Consider the following 26,511-nt stretch of genomic DNA (forward strand, 5'->3'; position numbering starts at 1 on the left):
GTCGGGCGGAGTCTAGGGTCATGCATGATGTGGAGACGATCGACGATGCCGCCGCGGCGGAGGCCTCGCTGGACCCGATGCGGGGGCGGATGCTGGCGGCGCTGAGCGAGCCCGGCTCCGCCTCGACGCTCGCCGCCCAGCTCGGTATGCCGCGGCAGAAGGTCAACTATCACCTGCGCGTGCTCGAGCAGCACGGCCTGGTCGAGCTCGTCGAGGAGCGCCGGCGAGGCAACTTCACCGAACGGTTGCTCCAGGCATCGGCCGCCTCGTACGTGATCTCCCCCGGTGCGCTGGGGGGCATGCAGCCGGATCCGGCACGCTCGCCGGACCGGCTCTCGGCCCGCTGGCTGCTGGCACTCTCGTCCCGTCTCGTGCGGGATGTGGGCACGCTGCTGACGGGGGCGCAGAGGGCGAACAGGCCGGTGGCGACCTACGCGATGGACGGGGAGATCCGCTTCGCCTCGGCCGCGGATCGTGCCGCCTTCACCGAGGAGCTGACGACCACGATCACCGACCTCGTCGCCAAGTACCACCGCGAAAAGCCCGCGGAGGGTGGGGGAGAGGGGAAGCTCTACCGCCTCGTCGTGGCGACGCACCCCGCCGTGCCTGCCGACCGTAGTGCCCCGCTCACCCACTGACGCACCGCTCACCACTGACGCACCTGTCACCACCCACCGATGAGGAGAACAGCCATGTCCAAGGAGTTCGAGGTCCGCAAGGAGGTCGTCCTGGAGGCGACCCCGGAGCAGGTCTGGCGAGCGATCGCCACCCCCGAGGGACAGGCCGCCTGGTCCCCCGATCCGTACGTCTCCCAGGACGGGACGGACGTGGAGATCCAGGAGCCGGAGCGCTTCGCCCTGCGCACCCCCGAGGCGGAGAACGGCGCATTCCACGCCTTCGAGTACATCGTCGAGGCCCGCGACGGCAGCACCACCACCCTGCGGTTCGTCCACAGCGGCTACCTCGGGGACGACTGGGACGCCGAGTTCGACTACGGCGAGATGACCGCGCAGGGGTGGGACATGTACTTCCACACCCTCGCCGAGTACCTCAAGCACTTCGCTGACCGTCCCGCGACCTTCGTCGTCGCCGAAGGGCCCGCCTCCTCCTCGAGTCCCGAGGCATGGACGCAGCTCGAGCGGGCTCTCGGTGTGGACGGACCCGTCGAGGTCGGTCAGCAGTTGACGCTGACCCCGGAGGGCCTTCCGCGGCTCGAGGGCGAAGTGGACTACGCCCGCCCGGGCGAGGATTTCATCGGCCTGCGCGCCGCCGACGGCCTCTACCGCTTCCACGGCAGAGCGGCGATGGGACTTCCCGTCGCCGTCGGTCACTACCTCTACACCGAGGACGTGGATCGGGAGGCCGCCCAGCAGGCCTGGAAGGGCTGGCTGGAGCGCGCATACGCCTGACGTGCTCGGCGGTTCCAGAGGCTGCCAGGACGGTCTCCCTCGATACACTGGCATCTCCCGGTACCGTTCAGCGCTCAGCGCCCCGAGGCGGAGATGCCTGCCTGCGTGGGCAATGAGCCCGTGTCGGCGGAACCGCTTCGCCGGCAGCGACCGGCGGAGTAGGTTCGAGACCATGGAGGTCACGATCATCGGCGGCGGGGTCAGCGGCCTCGCCCTCGCCCACGAGCTCGCCCCGGACCACGACGTCACCGTGCTGGAGGCCTCCCCGGGGCCGCGCGGCGGCGGGTACATGATCGACTTCTTCGGTCCTGGTTTCCTCGCCGCCGAGCGGATGGGCATCCTCGAGGAACTGCGTTCCCGCGGGAACGTCTTCGACGGGGTGCGCTTCGCCCGGCCCGACGGCACCCCGAGCGGGACCATCGACGTCGGCCCCCTGGTCGAGGCGGCCGACGGCCGCTACTTCTCAATCCTGCGGCCGGAGGTGGAGCTGGGCCTGCTCGCGCAGCTCCCGGCCTCCGTGGACGTCCGCTACGGGCAGCGCGCCGTCGCAGTCCGCGACGCGGCCCTCAGCGGCGCCATGGATCCGGCCCGCGCCGTGGTGGAGACCGCCGACGGAGCCACCCTCGAATCCGACCTCGTCGTCGCCTGCGACGGCGTGCGCTCCCCGTTCCGTGAGCATGTCGCCCCCGGCCACGGCGAGATCGTGCCGATGGGGTACCGGGCGGCCAGCTACCTCCTCGAGGCCCCGGAGCTCGCCGACGAACTCGGGAACCATGCCCTGATGACCGACACCTTCCAGCGGATCGGCGGGATGTACGCCGCAGGCGCGGGCCGGATCGGCGTCCTGTGCGCCCAGCGCGTCGACCGACGCCTCACGGAGCGACCGGAACCGGATCCCTCGCGTCTGCGCGCGGAGTTCTCCGGGCTCCACCCGCTGGTGGATACGGCGCTGGAGCAAGCACCAGCGTCGTTCTACGACGACCTGGTCGCCCAATCGGCCGCCCCGACGTGGAGCCGCGGCCGGGTGGTCCTGGCCGGGGATGCCGCCCATGCGGTCTCGCTGCTCGCGGGCCAGGGGACATCGCTCGCCGTCGCCGGCGCGGAGGCGCTCGCCCGCTCCCTGCGCGCGGCAGGGCCGCACGTCGAGGTGGGCCTGCGCGACTATGAGCGGCGGTGGCGTCCGGTCGTCGAACGGGCCCAGCGCGCCGGGCGTCGCAGCGCCGCCTCGTTCATCCCGGCCAACGGCCTGCAGCTGCGCGTCCAGCAGGTCGCGCGGCGCACCCTCAGCATCCCGGGTGTCAGCCGTCTGCTCGCCCCGCAGTTCATCGGGGCATGAGAGGAACCGGCTCCGTGGACCGCCGACGCGACGACGTGCTCGCGCGCGAACATGCAGCCCTCACCGAGGACCTGCAGGCGCTGTCGCGGGAGCAGTGGGCGCAGGGGTCGTTGTGCGCGGGGTGGACGGTCCACGACGTGGTCGCCCATCTCGGGGCTGTGCTGACCGGGGGATGGACCTCCTGGGCCGCGCACATGCTGCGGGCCGGTCTGCGCCCCGAGGTCTACAACCGTCGTCGGATCAGCCGCTTCGCCGGACCGACTCCGGAGGAGACGCTGAGCCGGTTCGCCGCGATCGGGTCCCGCCACGGGGAGGCGATGCGCCCGGCGACCCGACGGACCGTCCCCTGGCTCGGCGAGGTCATCGTGCATGCCCAAGATATCCGTCGGCCGCTGGGACTGGAGCGGACACCGGAGCAGGATTCGGTGCTGGCGGTCGCGACGTTCTTCGCCTCCCGCGACTACACGGTCAGGAGCCGGTCGCAGGTGAGAGGGCTCCATCTCCGGGCGACCGATGCGTCCTTCGCGCACAATCCGCCCGAACTGCCGGCGGTGCGCGGTCCACTGCTCGCTCTCGTCATGGTCATGGCCGGTCGCCCGGCCTACCTCGAGGACCTGGCGGGCAGCGGGGTGGCGACGCTCCGGCGGCGCATGACCCGCTGAGCCGGCTGCGCATGGCGCGAGGAGACGCTCCTGCTCGGGGATCCGTGCGTCAGCCGCCTGCTCGCCCGGCAGGTCCTCGGCACCCGAGGCTGCGTGCCCGAGGCGGCGTGCCCAGGAAGTCTGCCCGGAAGGTGGCTCACGCCCGGCCCAGCCGCTCGCGGGCGGTGCGCCCGCGCGAGGCCAGCGGCGCCGAGCCGGCGGCCTTGGCCAGGCCCACCTCGGCGCCGTTGCCGTAGAAGGTCTCGATTCCCGAGGCGGGAACCTCGAAGGCCTCGTGCCAGATCCCGACGGCTCCGGGATTCTTCCGAGCCGCCGCGTTGAACCGCTCCCACGCCGGCATGTGGGCGCGGGAGGTCATCCGCGCGTACTGGTAGAGGTGCTCGACGCTCTTCCAGTACTGCACCACCCACGGCCCCTTCGGTCCCAGCAGGTTCTCGGCGCTGAGGAACCCCAGGTCCTCGGCCTCGCCCCGCTCGGAGGCGGCGCGGTTGCGCTGGAGCTCGGCGAGCATCCGGGGCATCTCCGCGGCGACCGGCAGCCAGAGGTCCGGTCGCCACGGCTTGTGAATGGTCATGCCGATGTTGAACACCACGACCCCGCCGATCGGGGCATGGGTGAGGTTCGGCGGGCGGGTAGGTGTGACAGAGTCCGGCTGACGGGCCATGGCGCGCTCCTCGCGAGATTAGAAAGTGCTACTTTCTAAGAGTGGGCCGGACCCGTCCCCACGTCAAGGGGTTTCCGTGTCTGGGCCCGAGGAAGCACGACAGAAGGTGACACGATGAGGATCTCCGCCCTCGCGGAACGGACCGGCGTGCCCGTCGGCACCATCAAGTACTACCTGCGAGAGGGCTTGCTGGCCCCGGGCCGTCAGACCTCCCGCACCACCGCCGAGTACGACGAGTCCCACGTCGAGCGGATCCGCCTGGTGCGGGCCCTGACCGACGCGGGTGGGCTGGGCATCGCGGCCGTGCGCCGGGTCGTCGTCGCGATCGACGCGCCGGATCCGCAGCGCCACCACGTCCTGGCCACCGCGCACAACGCTCTCGTGGGCAGCGGAGCCGCCCACGCGGAAGCGGAGCGAGGACGGGCGGCCGCGACCGATCAGGATCACGAGCGAGCAGAGGGCCGCGCTGATCCCGCCGGGCTTGACGGGCGCGCGCGGCGGTGGGCCTCGCGCCGCGGCTGGTCCGCTGACCCGGTCGATCCGCTCCTGGAACGGCTCGAGCGGGCCTGGGAGGCGTGCGGCGCGGCAGGGATCGAGGTGGACGCGGCCATGCTCGACGACTACGCCGACGCCGTCGAGCATGTCGCCCGGATCGATGTGGCGTCCGTGCCGACCGGGGCGGACGACGCGGTGCGCCGAGTCATCGTCGGCACCGTCATGACCGAGCCGATGCTGGCCACTCTGCGCCTGCTCGCCCAGCGCCAGGTCGCGATCCGGGGCGAGCAGGAGCCCGGGTGAACACCCCTGCCTGATCGGCCGCTGCGACGTAGGCTGGGAGGTATGGAACATCGTCATCTCGGCCGCAGCGGCCTCAAGATCAGCGAAATCATCTACGGCAACTGGCTGACCCACGCCTCCCAGGTCGAGGACGACCGCGCCCGCGCGTGCGTGCAGGCCGCCCTCGACGCCGGCATCAGCACCTTCGACACCGCCGACACCTACGCCAACACCGCGGCGGAGGTCGTGCTCGGCGAGGCACTCAAGGGGGAGCGGCGCGAGTCGCTGGAGATCTTCACCAAGGTCTACTTCCCCACCGGCCCCAAGGGGCACAACGACACCGGCCTGTCGCGCAAGCACATCCTCGAGTCCATCGACGGGTCGCTGCAACGGCTGCAGACGGATTACGTCGACCTCTACCAGGCTCATCGCTACGACTACGCGACGCCGCTGGAGGAGACCATGCAGGCCTTCGCCGACGTGGTCCACTCCGGCAAGGCCCTCTACATCGGCGTCTCCGAGTGGAACGCGGATCAGATCCGCGCCGGCCACCAGCTGGCCCGCGAGCTCGGCATCCAGCTGATCTCGAACCAGCCGCAGTACTCGATGCTGTGGCGCGTGATCGAGGAGCGCGTGGTGCCCACCTCGCGCGAGCTCGGCGTCTCCCAGATCGTGTGGTCCCCGATCGCGCAGGGCATCCTGACCGGTAAGTACAAGCCGGGCGCGGAGCCGCCGGAGGGTTCGCGGGCGCGGGACGAGAAGGGCGGCGCGGACATGATCAAGCGCTTCCTGAACGACCCGGTGCTCGAGGCGGTCCAGGGCCTGCTGCCGATCGCCGAGGAGCAGGGCCTGACCCCGGCGCAGCTCGCCGTGGCCTGGGTGCTCTCCAACGACAACGTCGCCGGTGCCATCATCGGCGCCTCGCGGCCCGAGCAGGTCACCGAGAACGTCAAGGCCGCCGGCGTCACCCTCGATGCGGACGTCAAGGCCCGCATCGACGAGGTCCTCGGCGACATCCCCGAGATGGACCCCGCCAAGACGGTCTCCCCGGCGCAGCGCCTCGCCTGAGATACCTCACCTGGGCTCATCGCCCGGAAGACGACGACGGCTCGGCCCCGATGTGGGGCCGAGCCGTCGTCTCTGTGTGGAGCTCGTGCCGCGCCGGTTCAGAGGCGTCGGTTCACCGCAGTGTGGGCTCTCAGAGCGGGCGGGTCTCCGGGCCCTTGGTGCGGCCCGCGATCTCCTCGCCGGTCGCGCCGGGTGTGATCAGCCCGTCGGCCCGCAGCTCCCAGAACTCGGCGTTGCGGATGCCGACGTTGCGCGGGTCGAACTGGGGATCCAGCCCCTGCTTCTTCTGCTGCTGGTAGTCCTTCAGGGCCTTCAGCGCCGGTCCCTGCATGATGAGGATCGCGACGACGTTCAGCCATGCCATCAGGCCCACGCCGACGTCCCCGAGCGCCCAGGCGTCACCGGTGGTGGCGACCGAGCCGTAGACCACCGAGACCAGGATCAGCGCCTGCAGGCAACGGATCAGCACGCGGCGCACGGTGCGGCTGGGGATGAAGCGGTTGAGGTAGGTCAGGTTGACCTCGGCCATGTAGTAGTAGGCCACGATCGTGGTGAAGGCGAAGAAGAACAGGGCGATCGCCACGAACGTCGGCCCGAGGCCCTGGAAGACGGTCTCGAAACCGTTCTGCGCGTACTCGGGGCCGTAGTCGGTGCCCTCGGGGATGGCGCCCTGGTACAGCACCGTCTCCTCGTCGAGCGCGAACACCTGGTACATGTTCGTCGAGATGATCAGGAACGCGGTGGCGGTGCACACGAACAGGGTGTCGACGTAGACCGCGAAGGACTGCGCGAAGCCCTGCTTGGCGGGGTGGGAGACCTCGGCGGCTGCCGCCGCGTGCGGGCCCGTGCCCTGGCCGGCCTCGTTGGAGTACAGGCCTCGCTTGACGCCCATCTCGATGGCCTTGCCCACGATCGCGCCGAAGGCCGCGTTCATGCCGAAGGCGCTGGAGAAGATGGTGCCGAAGACGTGGCCGATCTGGTCGAAGTTCACGAAGAACACGACCAGCGCCAGGATGATGTACAGGAGAGCCATGATCGGCACCACGATCATCGCGAAGTGCGCGATGCGCTTGACGCCGCCGATGATGATGAAGGCCAGCAGGATGATCAGGCCCACGGCGGTCATCCAATGCGGGATGTCCCAGGCCTCGAAGACGGCCGAGGAGACGCCGTTGCCCTGCACGCCCGGCAGGAAGAAGCACATGGCGATGATGGTGAGCGCCGCGAACACGGCCGCGTAGACCTTGAAGACCGGAGCGGCGGCGGTGTGCTTGTACGCCTTCTCGATGTAATAGGCCGGGCCACCTCGGTACTCGCCGGTGTCGAGGTCCTTCTCCTTGTAGATCTGGCCCAGGGTGCACTCGATGAAGGAGGTCGCGGCGCCGAGCAGCGCGATCACCCACATCCAGAACACGGCGCCGGGGCCGCCGAGGGCGATCGCCGTGGCGACGCCGCCGATGTTGCCCATGCCCACGCGGCCGGCCAGGGACATCATGAGGGACTGGAAGGAGGACGTGCCGTCGGGAGAGGACTCGCCCTTCTTCAGCTGCGAGACCATATCCGGGATGCACCGGATCTGCAGGAACACGGTGCGCAGGGTGAAGTAGAGGCCGGCCAGCAGCAACAGGATGACCAAGGGCAGAGCCCAGACCACCCCGTTCAGCATCCCGACCACGTCGGCGAAAGTCATGTCAGCCCTCCTGAGGCATTGAGGAAGCGGTGGCGACGTCGACACCGGAGGTGCGTGACCGGGGACACGGCCGCGCGCTGGAGGAAACCTACCCGACCGTCTCGGCGTCGAGCCCGTATTCAGCTCCGCGTTGCCGGGTCGTGATCAAACTGTCAGGGAAGCGGCATGGCGCACACCGGTTCGAAGTCGCCCGGGAGGAGCCGTTACACTTGTAAGCGACCCCTCGTGCGGTGTCACCTCGCTGAACTCCCCCAGGGCTTGACGGCAGCAAGGGCAGGCGGGCTCTGGCAGGTGCGCGAGGGGTCCTTCATGCCCTCCGGCCGGCGGGTGCGCGCGGCCGATGTGCTGCGCCGATGGCGGCCGACGGAGCGGACCCGATCAGCAGACTGCCTGCGGCCGACATGGTGACTGCACCGACCAGCCGTTGAGCCGGTGGTTCCCCAGGGCACAGCTGCTCTCGTCGTGGGGGATGTCCTCCACCCGATGCGGCGGGGAGCCCCGTATCCGGCGCCGGTGCCGGATTCCTACGGTGGAGCCCGACGCGGAATCGCACCCGGCGCCGCGCACCGTCCCTCAGGAGCGCACGATGTCCTCGAATTCCGCCGTGCCCCCGGCGCTCTCCGCGTCCGCCTCCGATGCTCGTCCCGTCTACGGACGCGTCGCCCTGTTCATGGCCGTGGCCACTGCCGCTACCGTCGCCCTCTCGATCCCGTTCGCCAGCGGAGTGCTGCCGGAGGCCGCCGTCGGCGTCATCGTGCCATTGGCCCAGCTCTTCCCGCTGATCGCCGCCCTCCTGGTCCGCCGCCGCGGAGAGAGATGGTGGCGCTCGCTCGCGCTGGCCGTGCCCTCCTGGAGGGCGCTGGGCATCGCCGCCCTCGCTGCCGTCGCGGCCTTCACCGTGGTCCCGCTGGCCCGTGTGCTGATCGGGTTCGGTGCGGGGGCTCCGCCGATGGCCGACGGCCCGCCGCTGGCCGGCCTCGTGGCAGCGGTCCCGGCCGTCTTCGTCATGCAGGCCGCGTTCGCGATCGGCGAGGAGGCCGGCTGGCGAGGCTGGCTGCACCGAGAGCTCGCGCCGCTCGGCTTCTGGGCGATGTCGCTGAGCGTCGGGGTGATGTGGGCCGTGTGGCATCTGCCGATCGTGGTCGCCTTCGGGTTCTCTCCGCGGGAGGCGATCGCCTATCTGGGCACGATCGTCGCCGTTGCGCCGCTGCTGTCGGCGCTGCGAGAGATCTCCGGGACCGTCTGGGCGGCCGTCATCGGCCACGGGCTGCTCAACAGCCTCCGTGTCGGGATCGAGCAGAACGTGCTGGGACCCCTCGGCCCGGGCCTCGGGTGGCTGCTGGACGTGGCCTCGTGGGCGCTGTGGCTCGCGGTGGCCTGGATGGTGCTGCGCGCCGCCGGTCCGGCCCGCCGGGTCGGTGCCGACGGATCAGACCAGCCGGACCGGTGATCCGTACTGCGCCACCTGGGTGTCAGAGGTCGGACGTGATGGCCACCAGGCGTCCATGGACGCAGAAGCGGGGCCCCGGAATGCCGAGGGCGCACATGCGCCGCACTCTGCACTCCGGAGCCCCGCTCAGCGGTGCCTCCGCCAGGGGTCAGACCGAGGTGGCCTGCTTCTCCCGGGCATCGGGGTCGATGATCGCGTCATCGGCCGGGGCGCCCGGCTCGGTGGCCTCGGCGTGGGCGGCCGCGGCCGCTCGTGCTTCCTCGGCCTGCTCAGCCTGGATGGCCTGGAACGAGGTGCGGCGCGCGGCGTCGTAGGTCTCGTGGTCCAGGATCCGCTCGCGGCGGGAGACGATCACCGGCACCAGTGACTGGCCGGTCACGTTCAACGCGGTGCGGCCCATGTCGAGGATCGGGTCGACGGCGAGCAGCAGGCCCACGCCCTCCAGCGGCAGGCCCAGCGTGGACAGCGTCAGCGTGAGCATGACGGTCGCGCCGGTCATGCCCGCGGTGGCCGCCGAGCCCAGCACGGAGACCAGCACGATCAGCAGGTAATCCGTGACGCCGAGGGAGACGCCGTAGAAGTTCGCCACGAAGATCGCGGCCAGGGCCGGGTAGATCGCGGCGCAGCCGTCCATCTTGGTGGTCGAGCCCAGCGGGACCGCGAAGGAGGCGTAGTGGCGCGGCACGCCCATGCGCTCGGTGACGGTCTGGGTCATCGGCATGGTGCCCAGCGAGCTGCGGGAGACGAAGCCGAGCGAGGTCGCCGGCCACACGCCGCGGAAGAACGAGGCGACGCTGAGGCCGTTGACCTTCAGCAGCACCGGGTAGACGACCAGCAGCACCAGCAGCAGGCCGATGTAGATGTCGGCCGTGAACACGCCGAGCTGGCCGATGGCCTCCCAGCCGTAGCTGGCCACCGCGTTGCCGAGCAGGCCCACGGTGCCGATCGGGGCGAGGCGGATGACCCACCACAGCATCTTCTGCACGATCTCCAGCGCGGAGCCGGTGAACCGCAGGAACGGCTCGGCCTTCTCGCCCACGGAGAGCACCGCGATGCCGACGGCGATGGAGATGACCAGGATCTGCAGGGCGTTGAAGCCGAGCGAGACCGAGCCGTCGTCGCCCACGCTGCCCTCGATGCCCAGGAAGTTGGCCGGGACCAGGCCGGTGAGGAAGTCGAGCCAGGTGCCCTGGGTGGAGGAGGCCTCGGCGGCGTCCGCGGAGACGCCGGAGTTCGCACCGGGCGTGGTCAGGGCGCCCAGGCCGATGCCGATCAGCACGGCGATCATGGAGGTGATCGCGAACCACAGCAGCGTCTTCCACGCCAATCGGGCGGCGTTGGTGACGTTGCGCAGGTTCGCGATGGAGGTGACGATCGCGAGGAAGATCAGCGGCGGGACCAGGGCCTTCAGCAGCGTCACGAAGATCGAGCCGATGGTCTCGAGGGTCGTGGTCAGCCAGTTCGGGCCGTCACCGCCGTCTTCGCCCGCGCCGGGCACGGGACCGATCTGCGCGGCGACCAGCCCGAGGACCACGCCGAGGACGAGGCCGATGAGGACCTGCCAGCCGAAGGGGATCCGCGTGATCGCGCGCAGCGGATTGCGAGAGCGCGTGGGGGGCGCCTCGCTGGCGGGGGAGGAGGTTGAAGTATTCACAGCCGAAGACGCTACGCGCGTGAGGGGTTCGGATCAATACTTTGCCTACGGCATCACACAAGGACTGCTTATGCCTCGAGCGGCCTCCGCCGGTCGGCTGATGGGAGCGGCCTGAAACGTCGCCGCGCGGACGATGTGCCGGCCGCGGCGGGTTGGCACCGTGGAGCCATGCCCGAGCCCCGCAGCGGTCGCCACCCCGAGTCCGCGGCCCGATCCGAACCCGAGAGTCTCGCCGAACCTGCCGCCCGTTCCGAGCCCGAGGGCCTCGCCGATACCGCGAGCCGTCCGGAAGCCGAGGCTCCGGCCGCGCAGGAACCGACGCGGTTCGCGGCCGACGTCGACTACAGCGGCCGGGCCGACGGTCATGACTACCTGGTCCGCGTGCGGCACTGCTTCCTCGGCACCTCCTTCACGGTCACCATCGACGGCGTCGAGCACGACCCCAAGGCCGAGCAGAAGGCCGCCTCCGAAGGGGATCCGCAGGATGACGGCCTGGCGTTCCGACTGGAGGAGAACTTCACCGTCACCTACGCCACGGTGCGCCGCCCGGGCAAGGACGGTGAGCTCGCCGACGCCGAGGTGATCGCCGTGCGCACTGCCGGCCTGGGCGGCGCCGGGGAGGTCGACGTCCGCAGCGGTCTCCAGCGGATCCCGCTCGCGCCCGAGGAGGGCAGCCCGTCGGCCGCCCGCGATCGTCGGCGCACCGCCCATCCCACGCGCTACGCCCTGCTCGCGGCACTGGCCAAGGCCGCCGGGTTCCTGCTGCCGCTGCTCGGGATCGGGGCGCTGTTCAGCGGGTTCCTCCGACCGGCGATCGAATGGATCCTTGCCCGCATCCAGCCCGTGACCGACGCGATCGCCGCCTTCATCGCGCCGATCAGGGAGTGGATCGCCGATCTGCTGCGGCCACTGGTGGAGCTTCGGGACAGGATCCTGGGCCCGGTGCAGGAATTTCTCTCGAACCTCCTCCGGCCCGTCCGCGACGGCCTGGCCTGGCTGCGCGAGCGGCTGTTGGGATGGATACCGGACCTGGATCTGCCCGTTGACATCCCGGACTGGGTGGCCGACATCGCCGTTCCGGTCATCGTGGTGCTCGTCGTCTTCGTCATCACCCGCCAGCGCCTGCGGGCGCGCGCGAAGCGGCTGCACGAGGCGCGCACCTCGGGAGGCTCGAGCCGGGCGACGGCCTCCGAGGACCCTGGTGCGGCGCGCACGTCGGCCAGGTCGAGCGAGGCTTCGACGTCGGACGATTCGGACGACGGCGACGGGCGGGGGAGCTGAGCGCCTGGACCGCCGTACTACTTCTCGGAGTCGGAGGTGTAGTCGAAGCCGGAACCGGAACCGGAACCGGAATCGGAGCTGGAATCGAAACCAGAGCTGGAGTCGGAATCAGTGCCGGAGTCCGGATCCGGTGCGGCGGACCCCCACGCCGGGCTGCGCCGGCGGGCGTGATCGACGCGCTGGGTGCGCCGGATGTACACGGCCAGCGCGACCATGACGACGACGGTCGCCATTGCTGCCCACCAGCGGACGCTTCCGGCCTCCGCATTCGTCATCAGCACCGCGAAGACGAAGACCAGTGGGATCAGAGCGGCCAGCGCGCGGATGGCTCGGACGTTGCGCCGGTGATCCTCCGGCTTCGTGCTCAGGGCGTTGTCACCGATCGCGATGTGAGGCAGGAAGGCGGCGGTGAGCGGCAGGATGACGAACACCGTCAGCGCCAGCGCGCCCAGCATTCCGAAGAGCAGGGCCATCAGCGCCGCCATCCCGACCCATCCCGGCAGCGGCACGTCCCGCGTGACGAAGCCGGCCCAGTCGATCGCCCCCAGCGGCCGGGAGGCGAACCCCCGCCACACCGGCGGCAGCAGCCCGACCAGGACGCTCGGAAACAGGACCACGCCGACCGTCACGAAGGGCAGCGTGAGCGCGCGGTACAGAGCCGCCAGGGTGATGCCGAGCTTCTCGTCCCGTCGCCACAGCGACTCGATCACCGCCCACAGTGGAGCGGGCACGGCGGACAGCGGCACGATCCACGCCACCTGGCCGGCCCGGTCGTCGTCGATGCCGCTCAGCGTGATCAGCACTGTGGCGCTCAGCGAGGCGAGTGCGCCGAGGAGCAGGAGGATCCCGGTTCCGGGGGAGACCAGCCTGCGCAGCATGCCGTCGGATGCGCGCGTGACCACCCGGGGACCTGTCGGCACGGCAGCGGACGCGCCCTCGTCCTCGGCGTGCTCGTCGGCAGTGGTGCCGTCTTCGCCCTCGACTGCGCGGTCCATCGCATCGGCGGAGCGGTCGGGCTCCTCCTGGACGGCGCTGCGCCGGTCACGAGCGTTGAGGACCAGCAGGAGGAGCGAGAGCACCGCGATGAGCACCGTGACCGTGACCAGGCCGAGGGCGATGAGGTACGGCAGGTCCGGCGGCAGCGGGATGCCCAGGCGAAGGCGGGGCAGGGCACTGTCGCGGATCCCGTGAGCCGCGGCGAGCGTCAGCACGAGGAACAGGGAGATCCCCGAGGCGACCAGGGCGCAGGCGGCGGGGACGGCGTCCACCGGACGCGAGCGGCGAGTGGCGCGGATCCATCCTGCCCCGTCGACGAGCACGTAGATCAGCAACGGCAGCTCGACCACGGCCGCCGCGACGTAGCCCAGCGGGCTCTGGTACGGGGCGTAGTAGGCGGCCAGCAGGGTGGCGACGGGGCACAGAATGGCCAGCGCCAGCCCCAGCACGATCTGCATGGCGGAGGTCGGCCGGGGGCGTACGTCCTCCTCGGACGGGGTGAGGGCGAACATGCTCGACATCTTTCCATCGACCGGTGCGCCGCGCTCTCTGCCCGCCCGGCCGTGGACGGATGGTCGCACGCCCGTCACGGCCGCGGTTCCTCCCCAGGGGAGTGCTGTCCCCAACATGTGCACGACAGGCGGGGTCGTCGGTCGTCTCCATTAGCCTGTGGGGGTGGCCACCGCTCTGTACCGTCGTTACCGCCCGGAGTCCTTCGCCGAGGTGATCGGCCAGGACCACGTCACCACGCCCTTGCGGCGTGCGCTGCGCGCGGGCCGCATCGGTCACGCCTATCTGTTCTCGGGTCCGCGAGGCTGCGGCAAGACCACCTCGGCGCGCATCCTCGCCCGCTGCCTGAACTGCGCCGAGGGGCCGACGGATACGCCGTGCGGGCAGTGCGATTCCTGCCGTGACCTGGCCCGCGGCGGCTCCGGCAGTCTCGACGTGGTCGAGATCGACGCCGCCAGCCACGGTGGCGTGGACGACGCCCGCGAGCTGCGCGAGCGAGCGTCCTTCGCGCCGGTGCGCGATCGCTACAAGGTGTTCATCATCGATGAGGCGCACATGGTCACCTCCGCGGGCTTCAACGCGCTGCTCAAGCTCGTCGAGGAGCCTCCGGAGCACGTGAAGTTCGTCTTCGCGACCACCGAGCCGGACAAGGTCATCGGCACCATCCGCTCGCGCACCCACCACTACCCGTTCCGCCTGATCCCGCCGCAGGTGCTGGCTCCGTACCTCGATGAGGTCTGCGCGGCCGAGGGCGTGCAAGTCGGCGAGGGCGTGATGCCGCTGGTGGTGCGCGCCGGAGGAGGCTCGGCGCGTGACTCGCTCTCGGTGCTGGACCAGCTGATGGCCGGCGCCGGTGAGGACGGGCTCGACTTCCCCACCGCGATCGCGCTGCTGGGCTTCACCGACACCGCGCTGCTGGATACCGCCATCACCGCGGTCGCCCAGCGTGACGCCGCCTCCCTGTACGAGGCGGTCGAGCATGTCCTGGCCACCGGGCACGAGCCCCGCCGTTTCGTGGAGGACGTGCTCGAGCGGATGCGGGACCTGATCGTCCTGGCCGCCGTGCCGGATCGCGGCGCAGATCTGCTGCCGCAGGTCCCGGCGGACGAGCTCGAGCGCATGCGCACCCAGGCGGGGATGTTCGCGCCCGCGGACCTGTCCGTCTGCGGTGACCTCGTCCACGAGACGCTCTCGACCATGAGCGGGGCGACCTCACCGCGGCTGCACCTCGAACTGCTCGCCGCGCGGCTGGTGCTGCGCGACGAGCGGGCCGCTGCCCCCGCTCGAGCCGATGGGCAAGCACCGGCAGAGGGCCGCCCGGCCTCGGCCCCGCCCGGGCAGGGAGGCCAGGCCGCCGCAGGCCCGTCCGCCGGTCCGACGTCGGCCGCTCAGGGCTCGCAGCCGGCGCCGGCGGCATCCGGTGGCCGCGAAGAGGCTCGCCGGATCGCCCAGGAGAAGGTCGAAGCGGCCCGGCAGGCGCGCAGCGGCAACGCTCCCTCCCAGGCCGCCTCCTCGCAGGCGGCGGGGGAGCGGCCCGATTCCGCCGTTCCCGGACGGCAGCCGGCGCCCGGACCCGGGGAGCGGCAGAACGCTCCTGCAGCCCGCGAGGGCCAGGCCGCCGCACGACCTGACGGCCGATCGGCGCCGGACGGATGGGACAGCACGCCCTCCCGGCCGGCCCAGAGTGACCGCGACTCCGGGCCCTCGCGCCCTGCCCAGGGCGGTGGGGACGCCCAGCCGTCGCGCCCGGCACAGGATGGCTGGGACGCCCAGCCCTCGCGCCCGTCGCAGACGCCCGTGGAACCTCGGGCTGCCGCGCAGCAGGCCGCTCCACCGGCCGCGGCCTCCACGGCGGAGGCAGCGGCGAACTCTTCCGGCGTCGACGGGCGGGCCCAGGGCATCGTGGACGCGGCCACGGTGCGCGAGCACTGGTCGGCCATCCTCGACGAGCTCGCCCAGATCCGGCGCCCCAGCTGGGTGCTGGTCGCCCAGAACGCGCACGTCAATTCGATGAACGGCTCGACGCTGCTGGTCGGGTTCCGCACCGAGGGCCTGGTCGCGGCGTTCCGTCGAGGGACCGTCGCGCAGAACGTCGCCGACGCCGTCAGGCGCATCATGCGCGTCGAGGTCACGGTCGACGCGATCGTGGCCGAGGACCCGGGGCCCGGAGGTCCCGGTGACGGCGGCCCGGACGATGGCGGTCCCGATGACGGAGGCGGAGGCGGGTCCGGTCCCGACGCCGACGGTGGCCCGGAGACCGGCATCGCCCGGTCCGTCCCGGCTGCCGCCGGGAACCGATGGGACCGGGGCCGCCCCGAGGCGTCGGCGGCTCCCGGTGCACCGGGCCAGGAACGTCCGGTCCCGTCCTGGGGCGAGGCCGAGCCCGCCATGGCGCCGCAGGGCAGCGCGCAGGGCGGAGGCCCGCCCTCCTCCGCACCCCGGGCCGCTGATCGCTCCGGCGCAGGGACGGCGCCCGCGCGCAGCCAGTCCTCACCCGCGGCCCCGCATGCCCGTCGCGAGGGCGGCACGATCACTGCGGAGCGCCCCGAGGACTTCCCTCCCGAGCCCGACGACCCGTATCCGCCCGATCCCGAGGATCTTCCGCCTCAGGACGTCGCACCGCACCGCGCCCATGCCGCTCCGCAGCAGAGCGCGCCCCCGCAGCGGGATCCGTCCGCACCTGCTCCCGAGGCGCCGGGGCCCTCCACCCGCTGGTCCGACGCTCTCGCACCGGCACCGGCAGCCGACGTTCCCGGTGAGCCGGCAACGGGCAGCAGCGCCCAGCCCGAGCCAGGCCCTCGCGCCGAGCCCGGAGCAGGCATCCGTGCCGAGCCGGAGACGGGCGTCCGCGACGAGCCGGCGACCGAGATCCCCGTCGTGGAGGACGAAGGCCGCGACACCCTGCCTCCGGGCCAGCCCCGCACCTATGGACAGAACGCCCTGCGGCGGGCGATCGCCGAAGACCGAGTGGTCCATTCCCGCCCCGCCACCCGTGACACGCGCCCGTGGTCGGACGCACTGCCTTCCGACGCCGGAGCACACGAGGAGCCGGTGGCGCCTGCCGCCGACGACCCGGCAGTTCCCTCGCCCGGTGACGAGGAGCCGGCCGGGGCAGTCCCCGTCGAGAGGGCGATCCCGTCTGCGGGGCCCGTCGAGTCGCCGGCGCCGTCTGCGACGGACTCGCAGTCGCCGGCGCCATCTGTGACGCCCTCGGAGCCGCCGGCCGAGTCGGCATCTGCGCGGGCAGCCGCGTCATGGGGTGCCGCGGCGACGGTCAGCTCGGCGCCCAGCCCGGTCTCGGCGCCGGATCGTTCCGCGCCGTCGGAGTCGCCCGCAGCGCCGGAGGCCCAGGCTCCCGCCCCCGCCCGCACCGGAGCCGCCCTGGCCCGCGAAGCTGCGCTGGCCTCTCGCACGGCCGGTCTGCGCACACGCAGCGGCACCGCGGAGCCCGCTGAGGGCGCTTCGGCCCCCGTCGACCCCACCGGCGGCGCGTCCCGCGACGACGAGGACGCCGTGGTGGCCACGCGCAATGGCCGTGAGGTCATCGAAACGGTCCTCGGCGGCAAGATCATCGAGGTCATCGACGAGACCGACCGGTACTGATCCGGCCGGCGGGAGCCACCGGGCCGCCCGTCAGCCCTCGCGCGGCTCCAGCAGACTGAACAGATCGGTGCGCAGCGTCGCCGGGTCCACCCCGGGCGAGGGCGGGCTCACGTAGAACTCCCAGAACGGGTAGGTCATCTGCTCCCGGCGGTCGCCGACCTCCTCGGTGAACGCGCCCCAGCTCTCCGCCAGGCCGCCGTATCCACCGACGTGACTGACCCAGGCCACGCGACCGGCCGGCAGCACCGAGGCAATGACCTCGTACCCGCTGGGCAGCGTGATGGGTGCCGGCAGCGGCTTGTCCACCGGGAAACCGACCTCGACGTCCGCCGTGGAGACCGGCGCCCGGTGGTGCAGCGCGAAGGCCGGCCCGATCGGGTGCACTCCTGCCTCCTCCAGCGCCGGGACCAGGTGCGAGAACGTGCCGTCCATGAGGGTCGACATCTCGTACATCGGGAAATCACGCTGAGAGACGACCGCGGTGGGGACCTCCGGTGCCTGGGTCACCTTGCACTCGGAGACCGGCTCGCTGGAGTCGTAGGGATGCGGCAACGACGGCATCGTGCATGTCCTGTTCTCGCTGGCGACGCCCGCTGGATCTGCGGCGGGTGGCCACGACGGTACAACGCGCCCGTCACGATGCCCAGCGCCGCGACTCCGCCCGGTCGCCCCGGGTCACTCCGCCGTGCGGCGAACCCCCGCCAGATCCAGCGCCAGCTCGCAGAACATCGAGTTCGACCACGAGAACCACTCGCGAGTGAAGACCGTCGGATCATCGACGTGAACACCCTCGTGCATCATCCCCGTGCCCCCGTCGGTGCGGATCAGCTGCTCGAGGATCCGCAGGCGCTCGCCGTCATCACCGCAGGTGAGGCCTTCGACGGCCTTGCCGATCGGCCACACGTGGTCCTTGGGGGTGTGCGGCGACCCGACGCCCTCCAGGAACAGGCCCGCGAAGTAGTACGGGTTCGTCCGTGAGAGCACCGCGGCGCGGGTGGCGAGGTAGGTGGGGTCGTCCATCGCCACGCAGTCGAGGTACGGCAGGGCCAGCAGGCTGGGCACGTTCGCATCATCGAGGAACACGTGGTTGCCGCGGCCGTCGATCTCGTGCGCCCAGATCTTCTCGCCGTCCGGCCCCTCGACCAGGCCGTGCGCCGCCAGCGCCTCCCGGATCTCGGCGGCGAGCCGGCGTGCCTCCGCGGCATCCTCGGCCTCGCCGGCGACATGCTCGAGCAGCTCGGCGAGCCTCTCCAGAGCGAGCGCGAGGAAATGGTTGCCGGGGATGTTGTAGCCCAGCTCGCAGGCGTCATCGCTGGGACGGAACCCTGCCCACACCAGGCCGTTGGGCTCGGTGAGGGAGCCGCGCCCCTCGCGGGCGAGGGTGTCCTGGGCCGGAGCGCCGGGCCGGCGGAAGAAGTACTCGGAGCGCTCCTCATGGTTCTGCTCGGTGCGCACCGTCGTCAGGATCGCGCGGGCGGCGGGCACGAAGTTCCCGTCGGCCCAGGAGGTGTCCCCGGTGGCCTTCCAGACCCGCCAGGCCAGGTCCGGCCCGTACGAAAGAGAATCCAGCTCGAACTTGCGCTCCCACGCCCAGGGGTTGTCGCGGTCCGTCTCGTCCTCGTCCCAGTGCGAGGCAGACGGGGTGCGGTTGAAGGCGTTGGCGTAGGGATCGATGACGAGGTACTGCCAGTGCCGGCGCAGCAGCCCGTTCAGCAGCTCCACCAGCACGGCACGGTCCTGCGCGGAGCCGACCCCGGCCACGACCAGGCGCAGCAGGGGGGTGAGCTGAGCGGCGGAATCCCGCAGCCACATCGCGGGGATGTCACCGGTGATGACGAAGGTGGTCCCGTCGTCCTCGCGGTGCACGGTGGTCTCGGCGGTGTTGCGCAGATAGGTGACCACCCGGCGGGCGATCTCCGTGGCCGGGGCGACGTCGCCGAGACCGTCCAGGACTCGTGCGTGGACGGCGTCGAGCAGGGCGTCGGGCAGCTGGGCCATGGTTCTCCTCGTCGGGGGTCGGTCCGGTCGCCAGGCTACCGATGTATGTCCCAGCGATGGACAAACATCTCGCGGTGAGGACGGCTCGCGTGAGGAGAGGCACGGCCGGAGGCGGGCGGCGACCGTCGTGGGCCGGCCCGTCAGCCGCACGAACTAGAGTTGAGGGCGTGTACGAAGGCATCGTTCAGGACCTCATCGACGAGCTCGGCAAGCTGCCGGGCATCGGCCCCAAGTCGGCGCAGCGGATCGCGTTCCATCTGCTGGACGCCGACGACGCCTCCGTGCGCCGCCTCGCCGACGTGCTGGTGACGGTCAAGGACACCGTCCGCTTCTGCGAGATCTGCGGGAACGTCTCGGCCGAGGAGAAGTGCCGCGTCTGCGCCGACCCGCGCCGCACCGACGAGGTGATCTGCGTGGTCGAGGAGTCCAAGGACATCGTCGCCATCGAACGCATCCGCGAGTTCAAGGGCCGCTATCACGTCCTCGGCGGCGCCATCGACCCCATCGGCGGCGTCGGCCCCGACGACCTGCGCATCACCCAGCTGATGAGCCGGCTGGGCTCGGGGGAGACGAAGGAGGTCATCCTCGCGCTGGATCCGAACATCGAGGGCGAGGCCACCGCCACATACCTCTCGCGTCTGCTCTCGCCCCTGGAGCTCTCCGTCTCGCGCCTGGCCTCCGGCCTCCCCGTCGGCGGGGACCTCGACTACGCCGACGAGATGACCCTCGGGCGCGCCTTCCTGGGCCGACGAGCCGTGTGAGAGCCCACCAGGAGCGCCGATGACGTCCCCGCACGACCGCCCTCTGCCGCCCCTGGTGGACCTGCCGCCTCCGCGCGAGCTTCCGGATGAGAGCACGGACCTGGTCGCGCCCGGGGAGATCATCGCCGAGTCCAAGGGTGCCCTGGCCCGCCGTCTGCTGCGGATCTTCTGGGCTCCCGGCCTGGTCGTCCTGGGGCTGTGGCTGGTGCTGGTGTTCTTGTACGTCGGCGGCGCCTCACCGGCGTACTGGCTGCTCAGCCTGCTGGTCGGTCTCGCCGAACCGGTGCTTCTGCGCTCGACCGTGAGTGAGCTCGGCTTCTCCGCGGGCGGCCTGTGGACGGCGTTCCTCGTGCTGCCGCTGGTGGGTGCCGCCCTGAGCCTGGCGACCGTGCCCCTGGCGCCGCTGGCCATCGCCGGGATGGATCCCCGGCGCCACCTCAGCGAGAGCGGCTTCCAGCGCGACGTGGCCACCCGGATCACGGCGGTGCTGCTGGCCCCGCCGATACTGGTGGTCGCGGCGCTGCCGCTCACGGTCATCCTCGGCCTGCCGCAGCCGTGGTCGGGCCTCGGACCCGGCCAGCTGATGTCGCTCGCGCTCGCCGCCGGAGCGATCATGCTGGCCTGGATCTGCGTGCGTCCGCTGGTCAGCGCCCCGAAAGTACTGGACATCGACCCGGCCTCCTCGGTGGAGACCACCGCCCGCCTCGAGCGGGACCTCGAGCGCCGCCGGGCCGCGGCGAAGCGGGTGCTGGCCCAGGACCGCCGCCACCTCCCGCCGAACCCCGGCACCCGCGCCGCCTCCGCCGGGCTGCGACCGCGCGGCGCGCTGACAGCTCTGGCTCTGATCGCCCGGGCATGCGTGACCTGGTTGGGCCCCGCAGTGGTCGCGCTGAGCTGGGTGATCTTCGGGATCACCGACCTGGTGAGCACGATCAGCGGGATGACGCAGTCGGATCTGTCCCAGGTGTCCTCGCCGCTGGGCTGGCAGATGCTCGCCGCCGCCGTCCCTGCGCTCGGGCTGGTCCTCCTCGGCGTCGCTCTCGCCCCCGGCCTCGCCGCCCGGCTCAGCGAGAACCAGCGCGGCCTGGTCATCGACCAGCGCACCTACGCCTCCTGGGCTCATCGGGCCCGCGTGAACCCGTGGGAGGCGCGGGCGGTGTCCCTGACCGGCTGCATCAGCGCTGCCGCGGGGCTGGCCGGAGTGGCGCTGTTCGCGGCCGGGCTGATGCTGCTGCCCGGTGCGGCCACCCCCACCGCCTGGGTGTGGATCGTGTGCGACGCCCTGATCCTGGTGCCGCTGCTGGGTCTCGGTGCGGCCGCCGCGATGCGAGGCGGGCTGCGCGATGTGCTGTACGGCCCTGCCGGGAACTACACCCGGCGCGAGACCCCCTACGCCCTGGTCGCGCCCGAGATCGGCACGCGCACCCAGCACGCCCAGGATCCGGCCGTGCGGGCCGCGATGCGCAAGCGCCTGCAGGAGCAGGGCGGCCAGAACAGCCTGGCCATCTTCGACCTGGACGCGGCCGGGGAACGACTGTGGGTCGACGACAGCCAGCCCGGCGCGAAGGACACTGCCGTGCGCGAGGCCGATCTCGCCCGTGGCTTGCTGCCCGACTTCGGCGCGGAGGGCTCCCCGCTGACCAGCGGTGGGGCCGGCTCCGGCGTCGACGGGAGCGGCCCGGGGGCCGACGGCTCCGGCCGCGGCAACCGGCCGGCCCACGGACCGGGAGCGCACCGGATCCCCGATTCGGTCCCCGGCCTGCGCGAGGACTGAGCCTGCGCGAGGGCTGAGGTGCGCGCGGACTGAGGTGCGCGAGGGCTGAGCCTGCGCGAGGGCTGAGGAGCGAGGCCGGAGCCGGCGGGAGGACCGCGGGCCCCGCGGGCAGCCGCGCGGGCCGGGCTCAGGCGATGCGGGTGCCCATGCCGAGGCGCGTGATCGGTATCGCCAGACGCCAGGTGGACACCGCCAGTGCCGCGGCCGCGACGAGCAGCCACAGGGCCGCGCCCATGGGCCACAGCGGACGGTTCGGCGGCTCGCCCAGATCGGTGGGGTAGCCCTCGGCGGAGGGGTCACAGTGATTGTGGTTCGCCGGGTGGGTCGGGGTCGCCGAGGTCCGCATCCCTGTCTTGATCAGCTGCAGGGCGTCGACGTCCTCATCGGATCTCCAGGCCTCGTCCGGATTCACCCTGGGCGATGCCTCCGCCAGCAGCACCACCGGGTTGCCCCACATCAGCGGCTGGGTGAGGTCGAGTCGGACGATGTCCTGGGTGTCCTGCTCGCGGACGCAGACCGGTTCGCCGGTGCTCTCGCCGGCGCTGTACTGGTAGTCCATGTGGTACGTCGTGACCTCCCGCTCCTGGACCAGGAAGATGGCGGAGACGCCCCACGCGATCGGCAGCACGGCGGTCACGCCGAACACGATCACGTAGGCGAGCACGACCGAGCCCAGCTGCCGGTTCGTCAGCGCCGAGAGTCCCAGCCCCAGCGCGGTCACGCACAGCGTCAGCCCCGCGATCACGATCACGAGGCGCAGCATGTACAGCGGGCCCACCCCGCCCAGCAGCGCCATCGGCACCACCGACGGCAGCGCCAGGACCAGGAACGCCAGGCCCGTCAGCCAGCCCGCCAGCAGCTTGCCCAGGACGATCTCCAGCGGGCTCAGCAGGCTGGCCTGCAGCGTCGCAAGGGTCCCGGCGGTGCGGTCGCCGTTGATGGAACCGGCTGACAGTGCGGGGACCACCAGCAGCATCGCGAACATCACCAGCATGATCTGCAGGCTGAAGACGACCGCGGCGATCGGTTCGATGGAACTCCACTGCGAGGAGTACATCGTCGGCGCCAGGGCGAGCACGCCGATGCCGATGAGCGCCAGAGTCCACACGCCGAGCGCGACGTACCAGCGCACGGAGCGGATCCGCTGACGCAGCTCGAGCGAGGTCACCAGCCACAGGCCGCGCGGGCGCAGCGACAGCGTGCCGTTGAGCGGTCGGGTCATCACAGGGCTCCTTCGCGCTGGGCGGCGTCCGAGGCGAGGTAGGCGGCCTCGAGGCGCCCGGTGGCCGGCCCGAAGGACAGCACCTGCGCACGGGCACCGGTGAGATCGGCCAGCAGGCGCGCGGCCGTCGCGTCGTCGGGCAGCTGGACGATCACCTCGGCGTGCCCCGAGGAGCTGCGGTCGGGGCCGACGATCTCGCCGTGGCGCACGCCGAGCCGGCGCAGTGCGTGCTCCAGGGCGCGCTGGTCGAGGGAACAGACGCGCCACGGGCGTGGCCGGTCGGCCAGGTCCCGCACGCTGCTGGCGTCGATCACGCGACCGGAGTCCATGAAGACGACGTGGTCGGCCATCTCCTCGAGCTCGGTGAGGATGTGACTGGAGACGAGCACCGTCGCACCGTCGGCCGCGAGGGACCGCACCACGCGCAGCAGCCGGCGCCGGGAGGCGGGATCCAGGCCGGAGGCCGGTTCGTCGAGGATCAGGACGCTCGGTTCGTGGACCAGGGCCCGGGCCAGGCCCAGGCGCTGCTTCTGCCCGCGGGAGAGGACGTGCGCGGGCTGGCTGGCCAGGGACGCGAGATCCAGCAGCCGCAGCAGCTCGTCGACCCGCCGGCGCAGCCGCTCGGTGGGCAGGAAGTACGCCCGCCCCATCACCTCGAGCACCTCGCCCACGCGCAGCGAATCCCAGGCGCCGAACTGATCGGGCATCCAGCCCACGCGCTCACGCACGGCGGGGGAGTCGGCCGACGGGTCGACGCCGTCGACCAGCACGCGCCCGGCATCCGGGGACAGCAGCGAGGCGAGCATCAACATCAGCGTCGACTTGCCGCAGCCGTTGGGGCCGACGAGCGCCGTCACCGCCCCGCGCGGCGCCGTGAAGGACAGGTCGTGCACGGCCTGCACGCTGCCGAAGGCCCGGCTGACGTGCTCGGCGACGATGCCCGGGCCGCTGGGCACCTCCGGAACGCCGGATGGGCCGGGCGCGGTTCCCCCGGTCAGCGGGGACGTGTTCTCCGTCATGAGCACAGCGTCGCATGCAGCGGCGCGCCGACCAGCTCCGTGGAGAGCACGTTGTGGACACAACCCGTAGAAGGATCGTGAAGAGCCTATGAACAGGGACGTGAGCCGACGAGCGGCTCAGTCGGGGGCGGGCCGCCGGCCACGATCGCGGATCGGGGCCTCATTCCGCCATCGCGGCGTTGCCCTACTCCGCCATCGCGGCGTTGCCCTCCTCCTGGGCCTGGGGGATGCCCTCCTCGGCGGTCAGGCGGCCGATGAAGACCTCCTGGAACGTCGGCATCGCGGCCTCGAGGCCGGCGTTGGCACGGGTGCCGGTATCGGCCTCGGCCGGGTTCTTGGCGGCCTCGACGAAGACGCTGACGTCCACGCCCTTGTCCTTCCAGAACGAGATGAAGGCGTCCTGCGCGTCGACGTGGCCGGGGAAGGAGACGCCCTTCTCGGCCAGCGGCATCTGCCCGTCGACGCTTCCCAGCCAGGTCAGGAGCTTCGCGATGCCCTCCTGCTGGTCGTCGTCGGCCTTGGCGTTGCCCACCGCGACCACGCCGTGGACCAGGGACTTCGCGCCGGCGGGGCCGGCGACCGGTGCGGCCAGGGCCCACTCGAAGGAGTCACCGACCCCGTCGGCGATGTTGGTGAGGTTGTAGGGGCCGGACTGGAACAGGCCGAGCTTGCCCTGAGTGAACAGATCGCGGGTGAAGTCGCCGTTCTCGTTGGTGTCGGCGGCGCTCGGGGCGATCTGGTCGACGTTGATGAGGTCGGCCATGTACTGGAAGGCCTCGATGCCCTCGGGGGAGGCGAAGGTGTACTTGTCGTCCTTCTGCCACTGCGCGCCGTTGGAGGCCAGCATCGGGCCGATGATCGCCTGCCGGTCGGCCTGGGAGTTGAAACCGAACTGCGCGCGGGAGTCGACGTCGAAACCCTCGTCCCCGGGATGGCGCCCCTCGCCGTCGACGGTGAGGGCCTTGCCGGCATCGCGCAGGGGATCGCTCTCGGCCGACGGGTCGAAGCTCAGATTCGCGGGGTCCACGCCCGCGGCCTCGACCAGACCCTTGTTGTAGAACAGCGCGATCGAGTCCCAGATCTGCGGGACGCCCCAGAGCCCGCCGTCGCGGCTGTAGAGGTCCACGACGCTCGGCTCCCACTGCTCGGCCCCGTCGGGCACGACCTCGTTGATATCCAGCAGGTCCTCGGAGTCCTTGTACTGGATGTAGTTCGCGGAGTTCATCCAGTACACGTCGGCCGCATCGCCGCTGGCCACGTCGAGGGGCAGGCGGGTCCAGTAGTCGTCCCAGGGGACGATGTCGATCTCGACGTTCCAGCCCTCCTGCTCGGTGAAGGCCTGGAACGACTCCTCGTAGGCCGCGGCGGCGTTCTCGTCCCACAACCGGAAGGTCAGCGTGCCATTGCCGCCGCCATCGCCGCTGCCCCCGTCGTCACTCGAGGGGGAGCAGGCGGCCGCGGTCCCGAGCAGGCCGGCGGCGGTGAAGGTCGAGAGCAGGGTGCGGCGGGTCAGCATGGGGAAGGTCCTTCCGGGGCCTGGGAACAGCGCGGAGCAGTCCCCATTATCGCGCGGGGACAGCGGGGCGGTCGGATCTGTGGCGGTGTATGTCGCGGGGTCTGGGGAGGGTTGACGCGAGGATGCCGGGTCCGGGGAGGGGTGGCACGAACATGTAGCTCAGCGGCACGCGACCCCCGTATACGGAGGGCAGATGCTCCTCTACTACAGGTTCGTGCCAACGCCACCCGGCTACCCCAGCCCGCCCGCCGCCCGCGGACCACTCCGGCCACCCCAGCCGGCCCTCAGCGCAGGGTGGTCTCGCCGACCGAGCGGGTGATCTGCTTCTGGAACACGACCATGAGGATCACCAGCGGGAGCATCGCCAGGGTCGTCCCGGCCATCACCAGGGTCCAGTTGTTGTTGTACTGCGACTGCAGCGCGGAGGTCGCCACGGTGATGGTGCGCCACTCGGGGCCGGAGGTGATCACCATCGGCCACATGAAGTTGTTCCAGTGGGTGACCACGGTGATGAGGATCAGGGTCACGATGATCGGCCGATTCAGCGGGACCACCAGGTGCCACAGCAGGCGCAGGGTGCCGGCGCCGTCGATGCGCATGGCGTCCATCAGCTCGGTCGGGACGCCGCGGAAGTTCTCCCGCAGCAGGAAGATCGCGTACGGGGAGCCGAGCACGAACGGCAGCACCAGCGCCCAGAACGTGTTGCGCAGCCCGGCCTCGCTCATCATCAGGTACAGCGGCACCACCACGACCACCTGCGGCACCATCAGCGTGGCCACGTACACCCAGAACAGCAGGTCACGGCCGGGAAAGCGCAGCAGCGCGAAGGCGTAGGCGGCCAGCACCGAGAACACCATCTGCCCGGCCAGGATCACCGCGACCATCTGCACCGTGACCACCACGGGGGTCACGAACCCGTCGGAGGAGGTGAACAGGCCCACGAAGTTCTCCAGCGTCGGCGGGGCCGGGATGCTCAGCGGCCCCTGCTGGGCGAACTGCTGGGAGGAGGTGAAGGCCGTCATCACCGAGACCAGGAACGGGCCGAGGGTGACGGCGGCCGCGAGGGCGAGCACCAGGTAGGTGCCCGCGTAGCTCAGGGCGCGTCGTGCGTGCATGGTCTC

Annotated in this window: 21 protein-coding genes and 1 other RNA gene; 12 read left to right on the plus strand and 10 right to left on the minus strand. The window is 71.5% G+C overall.

All coding sequences use genetic code 11. From position 1 onward, the window contains the following. Positions 1-20: 20 nt before the first annotated feature. The 4 genes from ACFQRJ_RS08380 to ACFQRJ_RS08395 all read left to right on the plus strand — a co-directional run bounded on the left by ACFQRJ_RS08380 (position 21) and on the right by ACFQRJ_RS08395 (position 3,407). Positions 21-638: an ArsR/SmtB family transcription factor gene (locus ACFQRJ_RS08380; RefSeq protein ID WP_377018546.1), complete on the plus strand. Its 618-nt coding sequence runs from the start codon at positions 21-23 to the stop codon at positions 636-638. 54 nt (positions 639-692) lie between these two features. Beyond that, positions 693-1,409 (plus strand): SRPBCC domain-containing protein, encoded by a 717-nt coding sequence (locus ACFQRJ_RS08385; protein WP_377018547.1) that lies wholly within the window; start codon positions 693-695, stop codon positions 1,407-1,409. Positions 1,410-1,581: 172 nt separating this feature from the next. Beyond that, the gene (locus tag ACFQRJ_RS08390; RefSeq protein ID WP_377018548.1) at positions 1,582-2,745 is read left to right on the plus strand and encodes an FAD-dependent monooxygenase; all 1,164 of its coding nucleotides are present in this window, start codon (positions 1,582-1,584) and stop codon (positions 2,743-2,745) included. Between the two features lie 14 nt (positions 2,746-2,759). Then, positions 2,760-3,407, plus strand: a complete 648-nt coding sequence (locus ACFQRJ_RS08395; protein WP_377018549.1) for a maleylpyruvate isomerase family mycothiol-dependent enzyme — start codon at positions 2,760-2,762, stop codon at positions 3,405-3,407. Between the two features lie 136 nt (positions 3,408-3,543). Here ACFQRJ_RS08395 and ACFQRJ_RS08400 read toward each other — a convergent pair whose 3' ends face one another. Beyond that, entirely contained in the window at positions 3,544-4,071 is a 528-nt protein-coding gene (locus ACFQRJ_RS08400) for a DUF4188 domain-containing protein (RefSeq protein WP_377018550.1), read from the minus strand. 114 nt (positions 4,072-4,185) lie between these two features. On the opposite strand from ACFQRJ_RS08400, the gene ACFQRJ_RS08405 reads away from it, so the two are divergent. Together ACFQRJ_RS08405 and ACFQRJ_RS08410 are read left to right on the plus strand one after the other, a co-directional pair. Next, entirely contained in the window at positions 4,186-4,869 is a 684-nt protein-coding gene (locus ACFQRJ_RS08405) for a MerR family transcriptional regulator (protein WP_377018551.1), read from the plus strand. A gap of 42 nt (positions 4,870-4,911) precedes the next feature. Further along, complete coding sequence (locus tag ACFQRJ_RS08410) at positions 4,912-5,916, plus strand: aldo/keto reductase family protein (RefSeq protein WP_377018553.1); 1,005 nt, start codon at positions 4,912-4,914, stop codon at positions 5,914-5,916. A gap of 130 nt (positions 5,917-6,046) precedes the next feature. Here the strand turns inward: ACFQRJ_RS08410 and ACFQRJ_RS08415 are convergent, their stop codons facing one another. After that, complete coding sequence (locus tag ACFQRJ_RS08415; protein ID WP_377018554.1) at positions 6,047-7,606, minus strand: alanine/glycine:cation symporter family protein; 1,560 nt, start codon at positions 7,604-7,606, stop codon at positions 6,047-6,049. A gap of 214 nt (positions 7,607-7,820) precedes the next feature. Here ACFQRJ_RS08415 and ffs point away from each other — a divergent pair. Both ffs and ACFQRJ_RS08425 read left to right on the plus strand, forming a co-directional pair. Then, positions 7,821-7,917, plus strand: an RNA gene (gene ffs, locus ACFQRJ_RS08420) — signal recognition particle sRNA small type. A 275-nt stretch (positions 7,918-8,192) separates the two neighbouring features. Beyond that, the gene (locus ACFQRJ_RS08425; protein ID WP_377018555.1) at positions 8,193-9,056 is read left to right on the plus strand and encodes a type II CAAX prenyl endopeptidase Rce1 family protein; all 864 of its coding nucleotides are present in this window, start codon (positions 8,193-8,195) and stop codon (positions 9,054-9,056) included. A 148-nt stretch (positions 9,057-9,204) separates the two neighbouring features. On the opposite strand, the gene ACFQRJ_RS08430 is transcribed toward ACFQRJ_RS08425, so the two are convergent. Then, on the minus strand, positions 9,205-10,710 hold the full coding sequence (locus ACFQRJ_RS08430; RefSeq protein WP_377018556.1) for a dicarboxylate/amino acid:cation symporter: 1,506 nt from the start codon (positions 10,708-10,710) through the stop codon (positions 9,205-9,207). Between the two features lie 168 nt (positions 10,711-10,878). On the opposite strand from ACFQRJ_RS08430, the gene ACFQRJ_RS08435 reads away from it, so the two are divergent. Beyond that, positions 10,879-11,991 carry a hypothetical protein gene (locus tag ACFQRJ_RS08435; RefSeq protein ID WP_377018557.1) on the plus strand — a complete coding sequence of 371 codons (1,113 nt, stop codon included), beginning with the start codon at positions 10,879-10,881 and terminating at the stop codon, positions 11,989-11,991. A gap of 17 nt (positions 11,992-12,008) precedes the next feature. Here the strand turns inward: ACFQRJ_RS08435 and ACFQRJ_RS08440 are convergent, their stop codons facing one another. Further along, complete coding sequence (locus tag ACFQRJ_RS08440) at positions 12,009-13,508, minus strand: hypothetical protein (RefSeq protein WP_377018558.1); 1,500 nt, start codon at positions 13,506-13,508, stop codon at positions 12,009-12,011. Positions 13,509-13,662: 154 nt separating this feature from the next. On the opposite strand from ACFQRJ_RS08440, the gene ACFQRJ_RS08445 reads away from it, so the two are divergent. After that, complete coding sequence (locus ACFQRJ_RS08445) at positions 13,663-17,100, plus strand: DNA polymerase III subunit gamma and tau (RefSeq protein ID WP_377018559.1); 3,438 nt, start codon at positions 13,663-13,665, stop codon at positions 17,098-17,100. A gap of 30 nt (positions 17,101-17,130) precedes the next feature. Here ACFQRJ_RS08445 and ACFQRJ_RS08450 read toward each other — a convergent pair whose 3' ends face one another. Further along, positions 17,131-17,661, minus strand: a complete 531-nt coding sequence (locus tag ACFQRJ_RS08450; RefSeq protein WP_377018560.1) for a transcriptional regulator — start codon at positions 17,659-17,661, stop codon at positions 17,131-17,133. A gap of 114 nt (positions 17,662-17,775) precedes the next feature. After that, positions 17,776-19,098 carry a glycoside hydrolase family 125 protein gene (locus ACFQRJ_RS08455; protein ID WP_377018561.1) on the minus strand — a complete coding sequence of 441 codons (1,323 nt, stop codon included), beginning with the start codon at positions 19,096-19,098 and terminating at the stop codon, positions 17,776-17,778. A 167-nt stretch (positions 19,099-19,265) separates the two neighbouring features. Here ACFQRJ_RS08455 and recR point away from each other — a divergent pair, with 167 nt between their 5' ends. Next, positions 19,266-19,859, plus strand: a complete 594-nt coding sequence (gene recR / locus ACFQRJ_RS08460) for a recombination mediator RecR (protein WP_377018562.1) — start codon at positions 19,266-19,268, stop codon at positions 19,857-19,859. A 19-nt stretch (positions 19,860-19,878) separates the two neighbouring features. Beyond that, on the plus strand, positions 19,879-21,633 hold the full coding sequence (locus ACFQRJ_RS08465; RefSeq protein ID WP_377018563.1) for a hypothetical protein: 1,755 nt from the start codon (positions 19,879-19,881) through the stop codon (positions 21,631-21,633). Positions 21,634-21,760: 127 nt separating this feature from the next. Here ACFQRJ_RS08465 and ACFQRJ_RS08470 read toward each other — a convergent pair whose 3' ends face one another. The 4 genes from ACFQRJ_RS08470 to ACFQRJ_RS08485 form a co-directional block, all read right to left on the minus strand. Beyond that, positions 21,761-22,855: an ABC transporter permease gene (locus ACFQRJ_RS08470; RefSeq protein WP_377018564.1), complete on the minus strand. Its 1,095-nt coding sequence runs from the start codon at positions 22,853-22,855 to the stop codon at positions 21,761-21,763. Then, positions 22,855-23,874: an ABC transporter ATP-binding protein gene (locus ACFQRJ_RS08475; RefSeq protein WP_377018565.1), complete on the minus strand. Its 1,020-nt coding sequence runs from the start codon at positions 23,872-23,874 to the stop codon at positions 22,855-22,857. The genes ACFQRJ_RS08470 and ACFQRJ_RS08475 overlap by 1 nt, the downstream gene beginning before the upstream one ends. A gap of 184 nt (positions 23,875-24,058) precedes the next feature. Then, positions 24,059-25,390: an extracellular solute-binding protein gene (locus ACFQRJ_RS08480; protein ID WP_377018566.1), complete on the minus strand. Its 1,332-nt coding sequence runs from the start codon at positions 25,388-25,390 to the stop codon at positions 24,059-24,061. Between the two features lie 284 nt (positions 25,391-25,674). Further along, a complete protein-coding gene (locus ACFQRJ_RS08485; protein WP_377018567.1) occupies positions 25,675-26,505 on the minus strand; it encodes a carbohydrate ABC transporter permease in 831 nt (276 codons plus the stop codon). Positions 26,506-26,511 lie beyond the last annotated feature (6 nt).

The organism is Brachybacterium sp. GCM10030252 (genome assembly GCF_042666535.1).
In the GTDB taxonomy this organism is placed as follows: Bacteria; Actinomycetota; Actinomycetes; order Actinomycetales; family Dermabacteraceae; genus Brachybacterium.

What these genes read in the sequence shown, in the direction of transcription:
- ACFQRJ_RS08405 (WP_377018551.1), top strand. Translation starts at nt 4,186, where the DNA reads ATGAGGATCTCCGCCCTCGCGGAACGGACCGGCGTGCCCGTCGGCACC.
- ACFQRJ_RS08440 (WP_377018558.1), bottom strand. Translation starts at nt 13,508, where the DNA reads ATGTCGAGCATGTTCGCCCTCACCCCGTCCGAGGAGGACGTACGCCCC.
- ACFQRJ_RS08450 (WP_377018560.1), bottom strand. Translation starts at nt 17,661, where the DNA reads ATGCCGTCGTTGCCGCATCCCTACGACTCCAGCGAGCCGGTCTCCGAG.
- ACFQRJ_RS08485 (WP_377018567.1), bottom strand. Translation starts at nt 26,505, where the DNA reads ATGCACGCACGACGCGCCCTGAGCTACGCGGGCACCTACCTGGTGCTC.
- ACFQRJ_RS08455 (WP_377018561.1), bottom strand. Translation starts at nt 19,098, where the DNA reads ATGGCCCAGCTGCCCGACGCCCTGCTCGACGCCGTCCACGCACGAGTC.
- ACFQRJ_RS08415 (WP_377018554.1), bottom strand. Translation starts at nt 7,606, where the DNA reads ATGACTTTCGCCGACGTGGTCGGGATGCTGAACGGGGTGGTCTGGGCT.
- ACFQRJ_RS08410 (WP_377018553.1), top strand. Translation starts at nt 4,912, where the DNA reads ATGGAACATCGTCATCTCGGCCGCAGCGGCCTCAAGATCAGCGAAATC.
- ACFQRJ_RS08435 (WP_377018557.1), top strand. Translation starts at nt 10,879, where the DNA reads ATGCCCGAGCCCCGCAGCGGTCGCCACCCCGAGTCCGCGGCCCGATCC.
- ACFQRJ_RS08425 (WP_377018555.1), top strand. Translation starts at nt 8,193, where the DNA reads ATGTCCTCGAATTCCGCCGTGCCCCCGGCGCTCTCCGCGTCCGCCTCC.
- ACFQRJ_RS08390 (WP_377018548.1), top strand. Translation starts at nt 1,582, where the DNA reads ATGGAGGTCACGATCATCGGCGGCGGGGTCAGCGGCCTCGCCCTCGCC.
- ACFQRJ_RS08470 (WP_377018564.1), bottom strand. Translation starts at nt 22,855, where the DNA reads ATGACCCGACCGCTCAACGGCACGCTGTCGCTGCGCCCGCGCGGCCTG.
- ACFQRJ_RS08465 (WP_377018563.1), top strand. Translation starts at nt 19,879, where the DNA reads ATGACGTCCCCGCACGACCGCCCTCTGCCGCCCCTGGTGGACCTGCCG.
- ACFQRJ_RS08400 (WP_377018550.1), bottom strand. Translation starts at nt 4,071, where the DNA reads ATGGCCCGTCAGCCGGACTCTGTCACACCTACCCGCCCGCCGAACCTC.
- ACFQRJ_RS08480 (WP_377018566.1), bottom strand. Translation starts at nt 25,390, where the DNA reads ATGCTGACCCGCCGCACCCTGCTCTCGACCTTCACCGCCGCCGGCCTG.
- ACFQRJ_RS08475 (WP_377018565.1), bottom strand. Translation starts at nt 23,874, where the DNA reads ATGACGGAGAACACGTCCCCGCTGACCGGGGGAACCGCGCCCGGCCCA.
- ACFQRJ_RS08380 (WP_377018546.1), top strand. Translation starts at nt 21, where the DNA reads ATGCATGATGTGGAGACGATCGACGATGCCGCCGCGGCGGAGGCCTCG.
- ACFQRJ_RS08385 (WP_377018547.1), top strand. Translation starts at nt 693, where the DNA reads ATGTCCAAGGAGTTCGAGGTCCGCAAGGAGGTCGTCCTGGAGGCGACC.